The organism is Stutzerimonas stutzeri (assembly GCF_002909485.1).
In the GTDB taxonomy this organism is placed as follows: domain Bacteria; phylum Pseudomonadota; class Gammaproteobacteria; order Pseudomonadales; family Pseudomonadaceae; genus Stutzerimonas; species Stutzerimonas stutzeri_AH.
Map to the genome: position 1 here is coordinate 117,288 of NZ_PPXG01000009.1, position 13,904 is coordinate 131,191.

The following is a 13,904-nucleotide window of genomic DNA, read 5'->3' on the forward strand; positions in this document are numbered from 1 at the left end:
GAGTGCGTCATTCTACCGCTGGATGAGTGTTGCAATCCGTTTCGCTGCGATGGCGGCGGAGGCTCTATTTCGGGTCTTATGGACTAGCTTCGTCGGTGCGCCCGGCATCACCAAACCAATATCAGGGGAATTCAATGCCCGAACAGCAGACTCAATCGAATCGCTGGCACGCCAGCCAGGCGGAAGAGGCCTTGCTTGAGCTGGAGTCTTCGAGCGCCGGCCTGACGCACGCACAGGCCCAGGAGCGGTTGCTCAGGTATGGCCCCAACCGGCTCGATGAGGCCAAGCCTGCAAGCATCTGGCAGCGCCTGCTGCGACACGTCAACAACGTGCTGCTGTATGTGCTGATCGCCGCAGCATTGGTCACCGCATTGATGGGGCACTGGGTCGACACCTTCGTGATCATGGCGGTGGTGGTGCTCAACGTCGTGATCGGTTTCGTGCAGGAAGGCAAGGCGGAGAAGGCATTGCAGGCCATCCGTCATCTGCTGGCGCCCCACGCCGTGGTGCTGCGCGATGGCCGCCAGCAGGAGATCGATGCCGCCGAGCTGGTGCCTGGCGACGTGGTGCTGCTGGCCTCGGGTGACAGCCTGCCGGCGGATGTGAGGCTGCTACAAGCACGCAATCTGCGCATTGACGAGGCGGCGCTGACCGGTGAATCGGTGCCAGTGGACAAACAGGTCGACGCTGTCGACGGCGAAGCCGGCATTGGTGATCGCCTGTGCATGGGATACGCCGGAACGCTGGTAACCCAGGGTCAGGCGCGTGCGGTAGTTGTCGCCACCGGTGCAGCGACGGAAATCGGCCGCATCGGCCGCATGCTGGAGTCGGTGGAGCAGGGCACAACGCCATTGCTACGCAAGATGGAGGACTTCGGTCGCATCCTCACGATGGTCATTCTGGCTGCCGGCGCGTTGTTGTTTCTGTTCGGAACGCTGGTGCGCGGCATGGGTGCTGGCGAGATGTTCATGGCAGCGGTGGGGCTATCAGTGGCGGCGATTCCGGAAGGACTGCCGGCCATCATGACCATCACCCTGGCCATCGGTGTGCAGCGCATGGCGACCCGTAATGCGGTGATCCGACGCCTGCCTGCGGTGGAAACCCTGGGTTCGGTGACCGTGATCTGTTCGGACAAGACCGGCACGCTGACACGTAACGAGATGACGGTGCAGCAGGTGATCTGCGCCGGCCAATCGCTGGAAGTCGAAGGTGCCGGATACGCTCCGCAAGGCGCGTTACTTTCCGAGGGTATGGCAGTCGAGCCGACCGCGCTGCGCACGCGCTCTCTGGCGGCCCATTCTCTGGTCGAAGCTGCGGCGCTGTGCAATGACGCCAGCCTGCACGAGAAGGATCAGGTCTGGGTTCTGGCCGGCGATCCCACCGAGGGTGCGTTGCTGACCCTGGCCATGAAGGCAGGGTTGACCCCAGGGACGCTGCAGGCCGACCGCCCAAGGTTGGATGTAATCCCCTTTGAATCCGAACATCGCTTCATGGCGACGCTGCACGCCTGCGATGGAGGCACCGAGGTCCTGGTCAAAGGGGCGCCCGAACGGATCCTGGCGATGTGCTCGCGCCAACTCGAGGCTGATGGCGAAGAGCGGCCGCTGGAGGAGTCGCACTGGCACGGGCAAATCGAAGCGCAGGCGCGTGCCGGTCGCCGCGTGCTGGGCTTGGCTCGGCGCCGGTTGCCGGCCGACAAAACAGCGCTTGAACATGCTGACGTCGCCAGCGAGCTGACGCTGCTGGGCCTGGTCGGCATCATCGATCCGCCGCGAGACGAGGCCATACGCGCCGTCGCGCAATGCCGCGCGGCCGGCATCCGGGTGGTGATGATTACCGGTGACCACGGCGTGACAGCCAGTGCGATTGCCAGGCAGCTCGGTATGGGGGACGACATCAAGGCGATTACCGGACCGGAACTGGAGCAGATGGACGAAGCGGCCATGCGCCAGGCCGTCTCCGAGGCCCGGGTATTCGCCCGTGCCAGCCCTGAGCACAAATTGCGCCTGGTGCGGGCGTTGCAGGCCAATGGCGAGGTGGTTGCCATGACCGGCGATGGGGTCAACGACGCCCCGGCGCTGAAGCAGGCCGATGTCGGCGTGGCGATGGGCATGAAGGGCACCGAGGCGGCCAAGCAGGCCGGCGCCATCGTGCTGGCAGACGACAATTTCGCGTCGATCGCCCATGCGGTAGAGGAAGGGCGAACCGTCTACGACAATCTGCGCAAGACTGTGATCTTCCTGTTGCCGATCAATGGCGGTGAGTCGCTCTCGCTGCTGCTTGCGGTGCTGCTGGGCATTGCGCTGCCGATCACGCCGGTTCAGGTGCTCTGGGTCAACATGGTCAGCTCGGTAGCGCTGGCACTGGTCCTGGCCTTCGAGCCGACGGAGGCGGATGTGATGCAGCGTCCACCACGGCGCCCGGACGAACCGATGCTGTCACGTTTCGTCATCTGGCGGATTTTCTTCGTGTCTGCGCTTTTCCTGGCCGGCATCTTCGGCATGTATCAGTGGATGCTCTCTCAGGGCGCGACGGTCGAGGCGGCACGCACGGTCGCCGTCAATACGCTGGTCTGCATGGAAGTGTTCTATCTGTTCAGCGTGCGTTACCTGAAGGCGCCTTCCTTTACCGTGCAAGGCGTGAAAGGCACGCCACGGGTGCTGATGGCGGTGTTCGGGGTGTTCGCGTTGCAGCTCTTGTTCACCTATGCGCCATTCATGCAGTCGCTGTTCGCCTCCGAGGCGCTGCCGCTGGCTACTGGCGTGGTGGTGGTTTTGGTCGGAGTTGCAGTGCTGGTGATTCTGGAAATCGAGAAGGCGCTGTTGCGCCGTATGGGAGCAGGCCTGTCCTGATGCATAGCCGCCGCTATAGGCAAGCTCGGCTTAGAGCGGCGGTAGCTCCTCCATCAGGTCGGTGGCGTAGATGCCAGGGATGTGGAGCTCGCTTTTAGCCAGCTGCTGACCTTCCATCTGTGGTTGAGTCACCCACGTGAGAATGTCGTAGTAGCGCCGAACGTTCGCCACGAAGTGCACCGGCTCGCCACCGCGGGCGTAGCCGTAGCGGGTTTTGCTGTACCACTGCTTCTGCGACAGGCGCGGCAGCATCTGCTTTACGTCCAGCCACTTGTTGGGATCCAGCCCTTCGGCTTCGGCCAGCTTGCGCGCGTCCTCAAGGTGGCCGCCGCCGACGTTGTAGGCGGCTAAGGCGAACCAGGTCCGGTCGGGTTCGAGAATGCTTTCCGGCAGACTCGCGTGCACTTTTACCACGTATTTGCCGCCACCCTGGATGCTCTGCACCGGGTCCAGGCGGTTAGTCACACCCATGGCGTTGGCGGTGCGCAGGGTCAGCATCATCAGGCCGCGCACGCCAGTCTTGGACGTAGCCTCGGGCTGCCAGTGGGATTCCTGATAGCCGATCGCTGCCAGCAGTCTCCAGTCGATGCCGTGCTCCTTGGCGGTCTCGCGGAAGGCCTTTTCGTAGCGCGGCAGGCGCTGCTGCAGGTGTTTGGCGAAGGCGTACGCGCCGACGTAGCCGAGCACGTCGACATGGCCGTAATAGCGTTCACGCAGGCGCTGCAAGGTGCCGTTCTGCTGAGCCTGTTCGAGGAAGGCATCGGCAGCCTTGAGCAGGCTGTCATCCTCGCCCTTGGCGACGACCCAGGCCAGGCTGTTCTGTTCGCCAACATCGAAACCGGCACGGATGTTGGTGAAATACACCTGGTTCATGGACATCTCATTGGATTCCACCAGGGTCAGGTCGATCTGTCCTTCATCGACCATGCGCAGCAGGTCGACCACTTCCACCGCGTCGGATTCTTCGTAGCGCAACTCCGGCAGTTCGGCTTGCAGCGCCGCGAGTTTCTCCGCCTGGCTACTGCCCTTGAGCACGAGGATACGTTTGCCGATCAAGTCCCGGGGGTTGGTCGGCCGCCGCTGGCCGCTGCGATAGACGACCTGAGTGGTGACGTCCAGGTAGGAGCGGGTGAAGCGCGCCAGTTCCTGCCGACCTTCGCTGGCCACCAGACCCGCTGCAGCCAGCGCCGGACCGCCAGGGCGGTTGAGCCGAGTGAAGATATCGTCGATGTTGTCGGCGGTTTCGATCTGTAGTTCGACGCCGAGATTGCTCGCAAAACGCTTGACCAGCTCGTACTCGAAGCCGGCTTCACCATTACGATCCTGGAAATAGGTGGACGGGCTGTTGCGGGTGATCACGCGCAGTACGCCTTCCTCCTGTATGCGCTCGAGCTCGCTGGGCTTTTCAGCGCAGCTGCCGAGCATCAGGAAGATTCCGATCGCCAACAGCCAGATGGCGCAGCGCTTGCGGAACACGGTATGGGCAAACATCGGCGCAGTATACGCAAAGGCGAACCGCCACCATATCTGGACAGCGAGCCGGCTCTCTGCTAAGCGGAGGCGCGAATTGCCGCCGTGGCGGCTGGATGTACCGCACGAGTTCGGCATAATGCCGGCCCGATTGTCGTCGCCCATCGAGGCTTTTTCATTCCATGACCGAGGTCCCGACAAAGCAGTGGTTCGTTTATCTGGTGCGTGCTGTCAATGGTGCTCTTTATTGCGGCATCAGCGACGATGCACAGCGGCGCTTTGCCGAACATCAGCGTGGGCGTGGGGCGCGGTTCTTTCACTCCAGCCCGGCGCAAGCGCTGGTGTATGTCGAGGCTTGCGCCAGCAAGGGTGACGCGCTGCGCCGTGAGATCGCCATCAAAAGGCTGGACAAGCGCGCCAAGGAGCGGCTGGTAAGCCTGGCCGGCTCCGTCGCGTGAATGACGTACTAATCAGCCGGTAGGCTCGATCGAGCGGAGCGTCTAAGCTGAAGCCCTTTCCATGGGGCGACGCCCCGATCTCGATACCCTCTGGCGGAGCCTGTCATGCACGAGCTGATCCTGCACCACTATCCCACCTCGCCCTTCGCCGAGAAGGCGCGCCTGATGCTGGGGTTCAAGCAGTTGTCCTGGCGCTCGGTGATGATCCCCCCGGTCATGCCCAAGCCCGATCTGACGGCGCTCACCGGGGGTTATCGGCGCACGCCAGTGCTGCAGGTCGGCGCCGATGTCTATTGCGATACCGCACTGATTGCCCGGCGGCTCGAGGCCGAGAAAGCCACGCCGGCGCTGTTTCCTGAAGGCCAGGAGTTCACTGCCGCGACACTCGCCCAATGGGCCGACTCTGTGCTCTTCCTGAACGCCGTCAGCCTGGTTTTCCAACCTGAATCCATGGCTCTGCGCTTCGCTCAGGTGCCCAAGGAATTCGTTCAGGTTTTCAGCAAGGATCGCGCACAGCTGTTTGCCAACGGCTCGGTGAGTCGCATCCCGCTGGAGCAGGCGAAGAGTGCCTGGCCTGCATTCATGACGCGCCTGCAACAGCAGCTGGCCCGAGAGGAGGGCGAGTTTCTGCTTGGGGCGGCGCCATCGATTGCCGATTTCGCGGTCGCGCATTGCCTGTGGTTTTTGCGTGCGACGCCGGTCACCGCGCCACTGGTGGATGACTATCCAGAGGTTCATGCCTGGCTCGGCAAGGTGCTCGGCGTGGGGCATGGTTCGAGCAGCGAACTCTCCGCCGAAGATGCGCTGCGTATGGCGCTCGAAGCCGAGCCCGCAGCGCTGCCGGGCGAGGCTTTCAGCGAGCCAAACGGTTTCCAGGAAGGGCAGCAGGTGGCCATTGCCGCAGTGGATTACGGCGCGGACCCGGTCGAGGGTGAATTGGTCTTTGCCGGCGCCGAGCAGCTGATTCTACGCCGTAGCGACGATCGTACCGGTGTCGTGCATGTGCATTTCCCGCGCATCGGCTATCAAATCGAAGCGCGTTGACCGCCGCTTTCAGTGCGGTGCGGGTAATGCCGAGCTGCGTAGCCTGGGTTGTTCTGCGGCGAGATCGCGGAAGTACGCGATGCGTTCGTAGCAGAGGGTGAGCTCGCCGCTTACTCGATTGAACCAGGCATCTGGCGCGCCGCAGGTGCTCATGCGTAGAACCAGGTCGCGGGGCAGATCGAAGGCATCGCTGGCCTTGGCCGCGACCGCTTCGAGCTCCCCGCTGGCGCGAATCTTCTCGAGCAATTCGGCACCACCCGGTAGATGACCAGGTGGTGTGTCGTAGATGACGTGAATGCGGTGTCGCGCCGGTTGCTCATCGCTACGGCCGAAGTGCTCACGAAACCACCGTACGGCATGGGCGACCTGTTCGTACTCCTCCGGGCAGTACAGCGCCCGCTCTACCGGCAACCCGCTGACCTCCAATACCCAGTCCAGCCGGTCTGGATCGCTGCCGTAGGCCAGGCAGGCGATGTTGTAGAAGCGCTGGGCATCCAGTGCATGGGCGTCCCACACGGGAACTTGTGCTCCGCTGCGTTCCGCGTTTTGCCATTCCAGCCGCCAGTAATCGGCGACATCCATCAGCTTGGCGTAGAAATCGTCACGGTGCTGTTCCTCTTGCAGCAGGAACAGCCCCATGAAGCCGAGGTGGTCGGCAGCATCTTCTTCGCGGCCCAGCACTGGCAGTTGCAACTCGCTGATCAGCAGATGCCCCATTTCGTGCATCAGGGTGAACTCGGCATTGGCCACGGTGAAGCGCACCTCGTCGACCGACAGCTTAGCCGCCGTGTCGCCTTGTTGCGCCTCGGCCAGCAGGGGTAGAAGCAGCAGTAGTAGCGCCAGACCAATGCGCGTCACGAGGTGCTGTCCAGATCGGCATGGCTGAATGGCGCCGGGCGTGCGGGCCAGTCGAGTGCCAGGCGCTCGAACTCGCGGGCGAGCAGGCTGGCCACGATCAGGTCGCGCAACCAACGGTGGTCGGCCGGGATCACGTACCAGGGCGCTTCGCGGCTGTGACTTTTACTCAGCACATCAGCCCATTGCGCCTGTTGCTGGGCAAAGAGGCGGTGGTCCTGCAGATCGCCAAGGGTCAGCTTCCAGCGCTTTTCCGGCTGTTCCAGGCGTCGATGCAGGCGCTGTTTCTGCTCATCGGCGGACAGTTGCAGGTAGCACTTGAGCGTGTGGATTCCGCGGGTTGGCAGCTGGCGTTCGAAAGATTCGATCGCGGCCTGACGCAGCGGGATATCGGCGGGTGCACACAGGCCGTCGCGCAGATCGCTGACCAGTGCCTCGTAATAGCTGCGATTGAATACGCCGAGCATGCCGGGGCTGGGCAGGCGCGTTCGATAGCGCCAGAGGAAATCATGCTGACGTTCGTCCTCGCTTGGCGCCTGGAAGCTGAGCGGCGAAAGACCCAGCGGGTCGAGGCCACCCAGCACACGGCGGATCACTCCATTCTTGCCGGAGCAGTCCGGCCCCTGCAGTACCAGCAGCAACGCATCGCGGCGGTTGGCCCAGAGCATGGTCTGCTGCACGCGCAGCCAGTCTTTCAGGCTTGCCAGCTGCGTCTGTGCCTGCAGCTTGTCGAAGCCATGGCAGCGCGCCGGATCGCGCGCCAGCGGTGCAGCTGGATCGCACAGACACTCATCGAGAATGGCGTCCGACAGGCGCATGGCGATGTCACTCCTTGCGCCGTTTCAACTGATCCTTCAGTTGGGTCGGCAGCTGGCGGATGATCAGCATGTCCCGCGCCTCGTCGTATTCGACCTTCGAGCCCAGCAGATGCGATTCGAAGCTGATCGACAGGCCCTCGGCGCGCCCGGTGAAACGCTGGAACTGGTTGAGCGTGCGCTTGTCGGCGGGTATCTCCGGCGACAAGCCGTAGTCCTTATTGCGGATGTGCTCGTAGAAGGCGCGCGGACGTTCCTCGTCGATGACCCCGGACAACTCTTCCAGCGACATGGGTTCGCCGATCTTGGCCTGACTGCTGGCATAGCCGACCAGAGCGCTGGTCTTCTCCCGTGCCTTTTCCTCTGGCAGGTCCTCGCTCTCGACGTAATCGCTGAAGGCCTTGAGCAGGGTGCGCGTTTCGCCTGGGCCGTCGACACCTTCCTGACAACCGATGAAGTCGCGGAAGTACTCGGACACCTTCTTACCGTTCTTGCCCTTGATGAAGGAGATGTACTGCTTCGACTGCTTGTTGTTCTGCCACTCGGAGATGTTGATTCGCGTCGCCAGGTGCAACTGGCCGAGGTCGAGGTGCCTGGCTTCGGTCACGTCCAGCGAGTCCGTAACGGTGACGCCGTTGCTGTGATGCAGCAAGGCGATGGCCAGATAGTCGGTCATCCCCTGCTGATAATGAGCGAACAGCACGTGGCCGCCGGTGGACAGATTGGATTCTTCCATCAGCTTCTGCAGGTGCTCGACCGCCTGGCGGCTGAATGCGGTGAAATCCAGATTGCCTTCCATGTATTGCGCAAGCCAGCCGCTGAACGGATAAGCGCCGGACTCCTCGTGGAATAAGCCCCAGGCCTTGCCCTGCTTGGCGTTGTAGCTTTCGTTAAGATCAGCCAGCAGGTTCTCGATGGCCTGGGATGTGCCCAGCTCCGAATCACGGGCGTGGAGCACGGCGGGGGTGCCGTCCGGCTTTTTCTCGATCAGATGGACGATACAGTGGCGGATGGGCATGGTGATCTCACGGCTGGAATGCAACAGGTGGGGCAGTTTACCCGAGAGCAGGCATCGCGTGGTCCGTGTGCCGAAGCTGTTGCCTGGTCGAGAGAGCGGTGCGGCTACCGCAAGCGCCTGCTCGGCAATGGACACGGATCTGTGTCAAGGACCGCTGGCAGCGTTGGCGTTAGCCTGCCGTACGCAAGGTGCATCGTTGGGGCGGAAAGATGAGCGGAACCTGGGACTGGCTTGGCGTGGTGCGTGGTCGTTTCCTGCTGCTCACGTTGAGCTGCGTAGCGCTCGGGCTGGCTTTGGCCGCGCGCGGGCGATCGGATGCGATTCCCGCCGTAGACGCCGTGCTGGTGCTACTTGGCGCTCTGGCTGCCCATGTCGCTGTCAACGCGCTGAACGAATGGAGCGATTACCGTAGCGGTCTCGACCTGCGTACCCGCCATACCGCCTTCAGCGGCGGCAGTGGCACCTTGCCGGCGCATCCGCACTTGCTTGGCCGCACGCTGCTGCTCGGTCTCGGCAGCCTGCTGACCTGTGCGCTGATCGGTCTGTTTTTTCTGCTGCGCCAGCCTCAGCTTTTGCTCAGTCTGGCGCCACTTGGCCTGACGGGCGTGCTGCTGGTGCTGGCCTATACCCCCTGGCTGACTCGTCATCCCTGGCTGTGCCTGTTTGCGCCGGGCCTGGGTTTCGCGCTCATGGTGCTGGGTACGCGCATCGTTATCGGCGGTGCGCCGGACCTGGGTGATCTGGTCCTGACTCTCGCGCCTCTGCTGCTGTGCAACAACCTGCTGTTGCTCGGCCAGTTTCCGGACATCGAGGCTGATCGAGCCGCCGGCCGGTGTACCCTGCCGATGCACATTGGCTGCGACAAGGCCGTGTGCGTGATGCTCGCGCAGTGGCTGCTGGCCTACGGCGTGCTGCTGGCCGTGCTGCCCCAGCCCGGCCTGTCCGGGGCCGCTCTAGGGCTGTTGAGTCTGCCCCTTGCCCTGCGGGCGGCGTGGCTGCTGCGTCGAGAACCTTCGCGGCCGCAACATCTGCTGCCGGCGCTGGGGCTGAACGCGGTAGTCAGCGTGGCGACCCCTCTGCTGATGGCAGTAGGGCTGATGACGCTATAGCGGTCCACCAGCGCGGCGCGTCCGCCCGTGGGTAGCTCGGGCGGACACATGGGGTGACGAAAGAAAGGCTTAACTGAGTAAACTGGTCGCCTTTTTTCCAAGGAACGTCGCTCATGAGCTCTGTCTGGCGCAACTCAGCCTGGATTCTCGCGGGTGGTTCGCTGATCCTCGCCATCTCCCTGGGGGTACGTCACGGCTTCGGCCTGTTCCTGCCGCCGATGAGCGCCGAGTTCGGCTGGGGCAGGGAGGTCTTCGCCTTCGCCATTGCCATACAGAACCTGATCTGGGGCCTGGTACAGCCGGTCACCGGCGCGCTTGCCGATCGCTTCGGCGTCGCACGGGCGGTGCTGATCGGCGGCATTCTCTATGCGGTCGGACTGGCGCTGATGGCGGTATCCGATTCGCCGACAACCCTGACGCTGAGTGCCGGTCTGCTGATCGGGCTGGGGCTTTCCGGCACCTCGTTTTCGGTGATCCTCGGTGCGGTCGGGCGTGCCGTGCCGCCGGAAAAACGCAGCATGGCGATGGGTATCGCCAGCGCCGCCGGCTCCTTTGGCCAGTTCATCATGCTGCCGGGCAGCCTCGGCCTCATCGAGTGGCTTGGATGGTCCTCAGCGCTTATGGCGCTCGGTTTGCTGGTGGCGCTGATCGTGCCGCTTGCCGGGATGATGCGCAGCCCAGCGCAGCCCCCAGCGGCGCCCGGTGCGCAGCAGTCGCTGGGCGAGGCGCTGCGCGAGGCTGTCGGGCATTCAGGGTTCCGGTTGCTGGCGCTAGGCTTCTTCGTGTGTGGTTTTCAGGTGGTCTTCATCGGTCTGCATCTGCCAGCCTATCTGGTCGATCAGCACCTTCCGGCTCAGGTCGGTACCACGGTGCTGGCGCTGGTCGGACTGTTCAATGTCGTTGGCACCTATACCGCAGGTTGGTTGGGCAGTTGTTACTCCAAGCCGAAGCTGCTGGCCGCGCTGTACTTGATCCGTGGTGTGGTGATCAGTGTCTTCCTGCTGGCGCCGTTGAGTGTCTGGAGCGCCTACGCGTTCGGCATCGCCATGGGTTTGCTGTGGCTGTCCACGGTACCGCTAACCAACGGAACGGTGGCGACCATGTTCGGCGTACGCAACCTGTCGATGCTCGGCGGCATCGCCTTTCTCTTTCACCAGCTGGGCTCATTCTTCGGTGGCTGGCTGGGCGGCTGGCTTTATGACCGCACTGGCAGTTATGACTTGGTCTGGCAGATCGCAATCGCGCTGAGCTTGATGGCGGCGGTGCTTAACTGGCCGATTCGTGAGCAGCCGGTCGAGCGGCTGCGTACGGCGCAGGCCGACTGATGCGGCTGCTCTGGCGTGCTGTGGCGGGGGGCGTGCTGTTTAGCCTGCTGGCGCTGGCCTGGTGGGGCTGGCAGCGAGGCGGCCTGGCGCTGTTGCAGATGGGGCTGGGCACCTGCTGATTCCAGCTGGCCTGCGATCTCGTAATTCCTTCTTTTCCGCGTGGCCGGTTTATCCGGTCGCGCCGAAGCTGTCATGCCCGCAATACCGATCTCATGGCCTCGCTCTGCAGTTCGAAAGCGGCGACGAACGTGACGGAATCAATTCGGTATTCATCGCTCCAAAGCGAAGCGGCGTAGAAGACGTTAAGAACAAATCGCCGGTTCTTAGCAGCAACCTATCGGCTTTTGTGCGTACGCCCGCGATCGAGTGGCAGCCTGGAAATCCCGTCCTAAGCTCGGCTGTCGCATAACCGTCATCAACAGTTGGTAAATACCTGCGGCACGCAGTCAATGGAGCAACAAGCAATGTCCACCCTTACCGAACTCGCCCAACAAATCGCCAAGCTCTATCCGTTGAAGGACAAGCGTGTAGGCAAGCGTTATCGCGTGGTAGGCGAGCTGGCCGGGATGACCGAACTGGAAGAGATCAACGGCGAACCGCGCTACATCCAGACCATGGCGCTGAAGAACAAGCAACTTTGGGATGTCGCGATCTGAGACGCGTTTGGTGGCCCTGTTTGCCGCCGCGCTTTACCTGTGCTGCCAGCGCTCGGCCCGCCAGTTCGCCTGGTCGGCTTCGCTTAGAAAGGTCCAGGCGACGAAGCGGCTCTTCTTTTGCCCTTGGGCCATGTCCAGGGTATGTACCTGGCGGGCGCCCAGGCGCTTGAGTCGCGCCACCAGCGGCGCCACGTTAGCGCCCTTCGATACCAGTGTGCTGAACCAGTAGACCTGACCGGCGAACTGCGCGCTTTCCTCCGCCATGCGGGAGATGAAGGCTACCTCTCCACCGTCGCACCATAGCTCTGCCGCTTGACCGCCGAAGTTGAGCGCAGGCAGCTTGCGGCTTGGATCGAGCTTGCCGAGGTTGCGCCACTTGCGCTGACTACCGCTGTTGGCTTCTGCCTGCGAGGCATGAAAAGGGGGATTGCACAGCGTCAGGTCGAAGCGCTCCTCCGGTAGTACAACGCCCTTGAAGATCAGCCTCGGCGCTGCCTGCTGTCTTAACTCGATCGCCTTGGCGAGGCCATTGGCCGAGACGATGGTGCGCGCCGAGGCCAGGGCAGTGGCATCGATATCGCTGCCGGTGAAGTGCCAGCCATATTCCCGGTTGCCAATCAGGGGGTAGATGCAGTTGGCCCCGGTACCGATATCCAGCGCTCGTATGGCGCCTCCTTGAGGGATGGCGCCGTTCTGTTCCTTGCCGAGCAGGTCTGCCAGGCCGTGCAGATAGTCGGCGCGTCCGGGCACTGGCGGGCAGAGGTAGCCCGGCGGGATATCCCAGTGCTTGATACCGTAGAACTGCCGCAGCAGCGCGCGATTGAATACCCGCACCGCGTCCGGATTGGCGAAGTCGATGCTCTGCTTGCCGTAGGGGTTGACGATGACATGCTCGGCCAATTCCGGACAGCTGGCGATCAGGGCCGGGAAGTCGTAGCGGCCGGTGTGGCGGTTGCGCGGGTGCAGAACAGCCTTGCGGGGTTCAGCCCGGGCAGGTTGCGAGGATGAGGGCAAAGGTGGGGATTTGCGCGGCATTTGATCGGCGGGACATTGGCGGCTGGGGCGCGCATTGTCCCACAACCGCCGTGCGCGGATAGCTCGAAGTGCTAGCGCCTGCGCGGCACCATCAGCATCCACAATAAACCCCAGAGCAAGGCTGCGGCGCCGAGCCAGAAGGCGCTATGCAGACTGCCGCCCATGCCCATCCAGATACTTGTCAGCCAGGGTGCTGCCAGTTGGGTCAGACCATAAAGCGCAATCAGCGCCGCCGACAGCCGTGGCCCCTGGTGCGGATGCAGTGCCCGCGCCAGGCGCTGAGTCAGCAGCACGGTGCCAAGAAAAGTGCCGCCGACCAGCACCGCGCAGATCAGGATACCAACGGCTCCAGGCAGCAGCAGTGCAGCCAGTACGCCAAGCAGTTGGGTCAGATAGCTCAGGCGTAGGGCGATATCGTCACCCATGCGCACACCAAGACGATTCCACAGCCAGGGCGATGGCAGCGTCGCCAGTGCCACTACCAGCCAGCTACCTCCGATCAGGAAGTCGCCAGGTTCGACTTGTAGACGCGCGACCATGGGCAGGAAGGTCATTGGCAGGATGTAGCCCATTCCCGCGCCGGCGTAGGAGAGAAACAGCGGGGTGCTGGAGCGATCGAGCAGCTTGCCGCTAGGCGGCGTAGCCGACGGGTGGGCCATTTCCTCGGGGGGCATGTCCAGCCGCGACAGCTGGCGCCAGCCCCACCAGGCCAGCGGTATCGACAGCAGTGCTGCTGGCCACCAGCGCTCGGCACCCACAAGCAAGCCATCGCTAAGGCTCACCAGCAGGCTAGAGATGATCAGGCCAACGCAGACGCCGAGATAGACGAGACCGCTGGATGAAACGCGCTGGTGTCGCGCCAGCCATTCGAGGACCAGTGAGGGGGCCTGGACGAACACCAGGCCGTTGCTGATGCCATTGACCAGTCGCAGCGCCGCGAGGGCATCAGCCGATTCCGCCTGGGTCTGTAGCAGGCTGCTCAACACGTGTAGCGCGAGCGCCCAGGGTAGAGTGCGGCGAATCTGCGCGACGCGATGCCAACGTACCGCTAGCAGCGCTCCGATCAGATAGCCCAGGTAGTTCCAGCTGGCGATACTGGCACCCTGCTGCACGCTTAGCAGGCCGTCTTCTACCAGCCAGGGTAGCAAAGGGGTATAGACGAAGCGGCCCAGGCCATGGACGACCAACAACAGAACGGCACCGGCCAGCAGGACCGGAAACAGGGCGACACGCTGAGGCATGGGCTTGTTCTTTTTCGAGTGAGAGC

12 protein-coding genes are annotated in these 13,904 nt (G+C 63.2%); 6 read left to right on the top strand and 6 right to left on the bottom strand.

The features are described from left to right. The first annotated feature begins 134 nt into the window (after positions 1 to 134). A complete protein-coding gene (locus CXK91_RS19835) occupies positions 135 to 2,852 on the top strand; it encodes a cation-translocating P-type ATPase (RefSeq protein ID WP_103457743.1) in 2,718 nt (905 codons plus the stop codon). A gap of 30 nt (positions 2,853 to 2,882) precedes the next feature. On the opposite strand, the gene mltF is transcribed toward CXK91_RS19835, so the two are convergent. Beyond that, complete coding sequence (gene mltF / locus CXK91_RS19840; RefSeq protein ID WP_103457821.1) at positions 2,883 to 4,343, bottom strand: membrane-bound lytic murein transglycosylase MltF; 1,461 nt, start codon at positions 4,341 to 4,343, stop codon at positions 2,883 to 2,885. A 161-nt stretch (positions 4,344 to 4,504) separates the two neighbouring features. Between mltF and CXK91_RS19845 the strand changes: the two genes are divergently transcribed. Both CXK91_RS19845 and CXK91_RS19850 read left to right on the top strand, forming a co-directional pair. Then, complete coding sequence (locus CXK91_RS19845) at positions 4,505 to 4,780, top strand: GIY-YIG nuclease family protein (RefSeq protein ID WP_103457744.1); 276 nt, start codon at positions 4,505 to 4,507, stop codon at positions 4,778 to 4,780. A 105-nt stretch (positions 4,781 to 4,885) separates the two neighbouring features. Further along, positions 4,886 to 5,824 (top strand): glutathione S-transferase family protein, encoded by a 939-nt coding sequence (locus CXK91_RS19850; RefSeq protein WP_103457745.1) that lies wholly within the window; start codon positions 4,886 to 4,888, stop codon positions 5,822 to 5,824. A 9-nt stretch (positions 5,825 to 5,833) separates the two neighbouring features. Here CXK91_RS19850 and CXK91_RS19855 read toward each other — a convergent pair whose 3' ends face one another. The 3 genes from CXK91_RS19855 to yejK are packed head-to-tail and all read right to left on the bottom strand — an operon-like array spanning position 5,834 to position 8,512. Further along, positions 5,834 to 6,673: a DUF4344 domain-containing metallopeptidase gene (locus CXK91_RS19855; RefSeq protein WP_103457822.1), complete on the bottom strand. Its 840-nt coding sequence runs from the start codon at positions 6,671 to 6,673 to the stop codon at positions 5,834 to 5,836. Between the two features lie 5 nt (positions 6,674 to 6,678). Next, positions 6,679 to 7,497: a hypothetical protein gene (locus CXK91_RS19860; RefSeq protein ID WP_103457746.1), complete on the bottom strand. Its 819-nt coding sequence runs from the start codon at positions 7,495 to 7,497 to the stop codon at positions 6,679 to 6,681. Between the two features lie 7 nt (positions 7,498 to 7,504). Continuing rightward, positions 7,505 to 8,512: a nucleoid-associated protein YejK gene (yejK, locus tag CXK91_RS19865; protein ID WP_103457823.1), complete on the bottom strand. Its 1,008-nt coding sequence runs from the start codon at positions 8,510 to 8,512 to the stop codon at positions 7,505 to 7,507. 209 nt (positions 8,513 to 8,721) lie between these two features. Here yejK and CXK91_RS19870 point away from each other — a divergent pair, with 209 nt between their 5' ends. The 3 genes from CXK91_RS19870 (at position 8,722) to CXK91_RS19880 (ending at position 11,602) form a co-directional block, all read left to right on the top strand. Beyond that, complete coding sequence (locus tag CXK91_RS19870; protein WP_103457747.1) at positions 8,722 to 9,621, top strand: prenyltransferase; 900 nt, start codon at positions 8,722 to 8,724, stop codon at positions 9,619 to 9,621. A 113-nt stretch (positions 9,622 to 9,734) separates the two neighbouring features. Beyond that, positions 9,735 to 10,946 (top strand): MFS transporter, encoded by a 1,212-nt coding sequence (locus tag CXK91_RS19875; protein WP_103457748.1) that lies wholly within the window; start codon positions 9,735 to 9,737, stop codon positions 10,944 to 10,946. Between the two features lie 464 nt (positions 10,947 to 11,410). Continuing rightward, positions 11,411 to 11,602, top strand: coding sequence for a hypothetical protein (locus tag CXK91_RS19880; protein ID WP_103457749.1), 192 nt, complete (start codon positions 11,411 to 11,413; stop codon positions 11,600 to 11,602). A gap of 33 nt (positions 11,603 to 11,635) precedes the next feature. On the opposite strand, the gene rlmF is transcribed toward CXK91_RS19880, so the two are convergent. Next, complete coding sequence (gene rlmF / locus CXK91_RS19885) at positions 11,636 to 12,637, bottom strand: 23S rRNA (adenine(1618)-N(6))-methyltransferase RlmF (protein WP_103457750.1); 1,002 nt, start codon at positions 12,635 to 12,637, stop codon at positions 11,636 to 11,638. A gap of 71 nt (positions 12,638 to 12,708) precedes the next feature. Continuing rightward, on the bottom strand, positions 12,709 to 13,878 hold the full coding sequence (locus tag CXK91_RS19890) for a YbfB/YjiJ family MFS transporter (protein ID WP_103457751.1): 1,170 nt from the start codon (positions 13,876 to 13,878) through the stop codon (positions 12,709 to 12,711). Between the last annotated feature and the right edge of the window lie 26 nt (positions 13,879 to 13,904).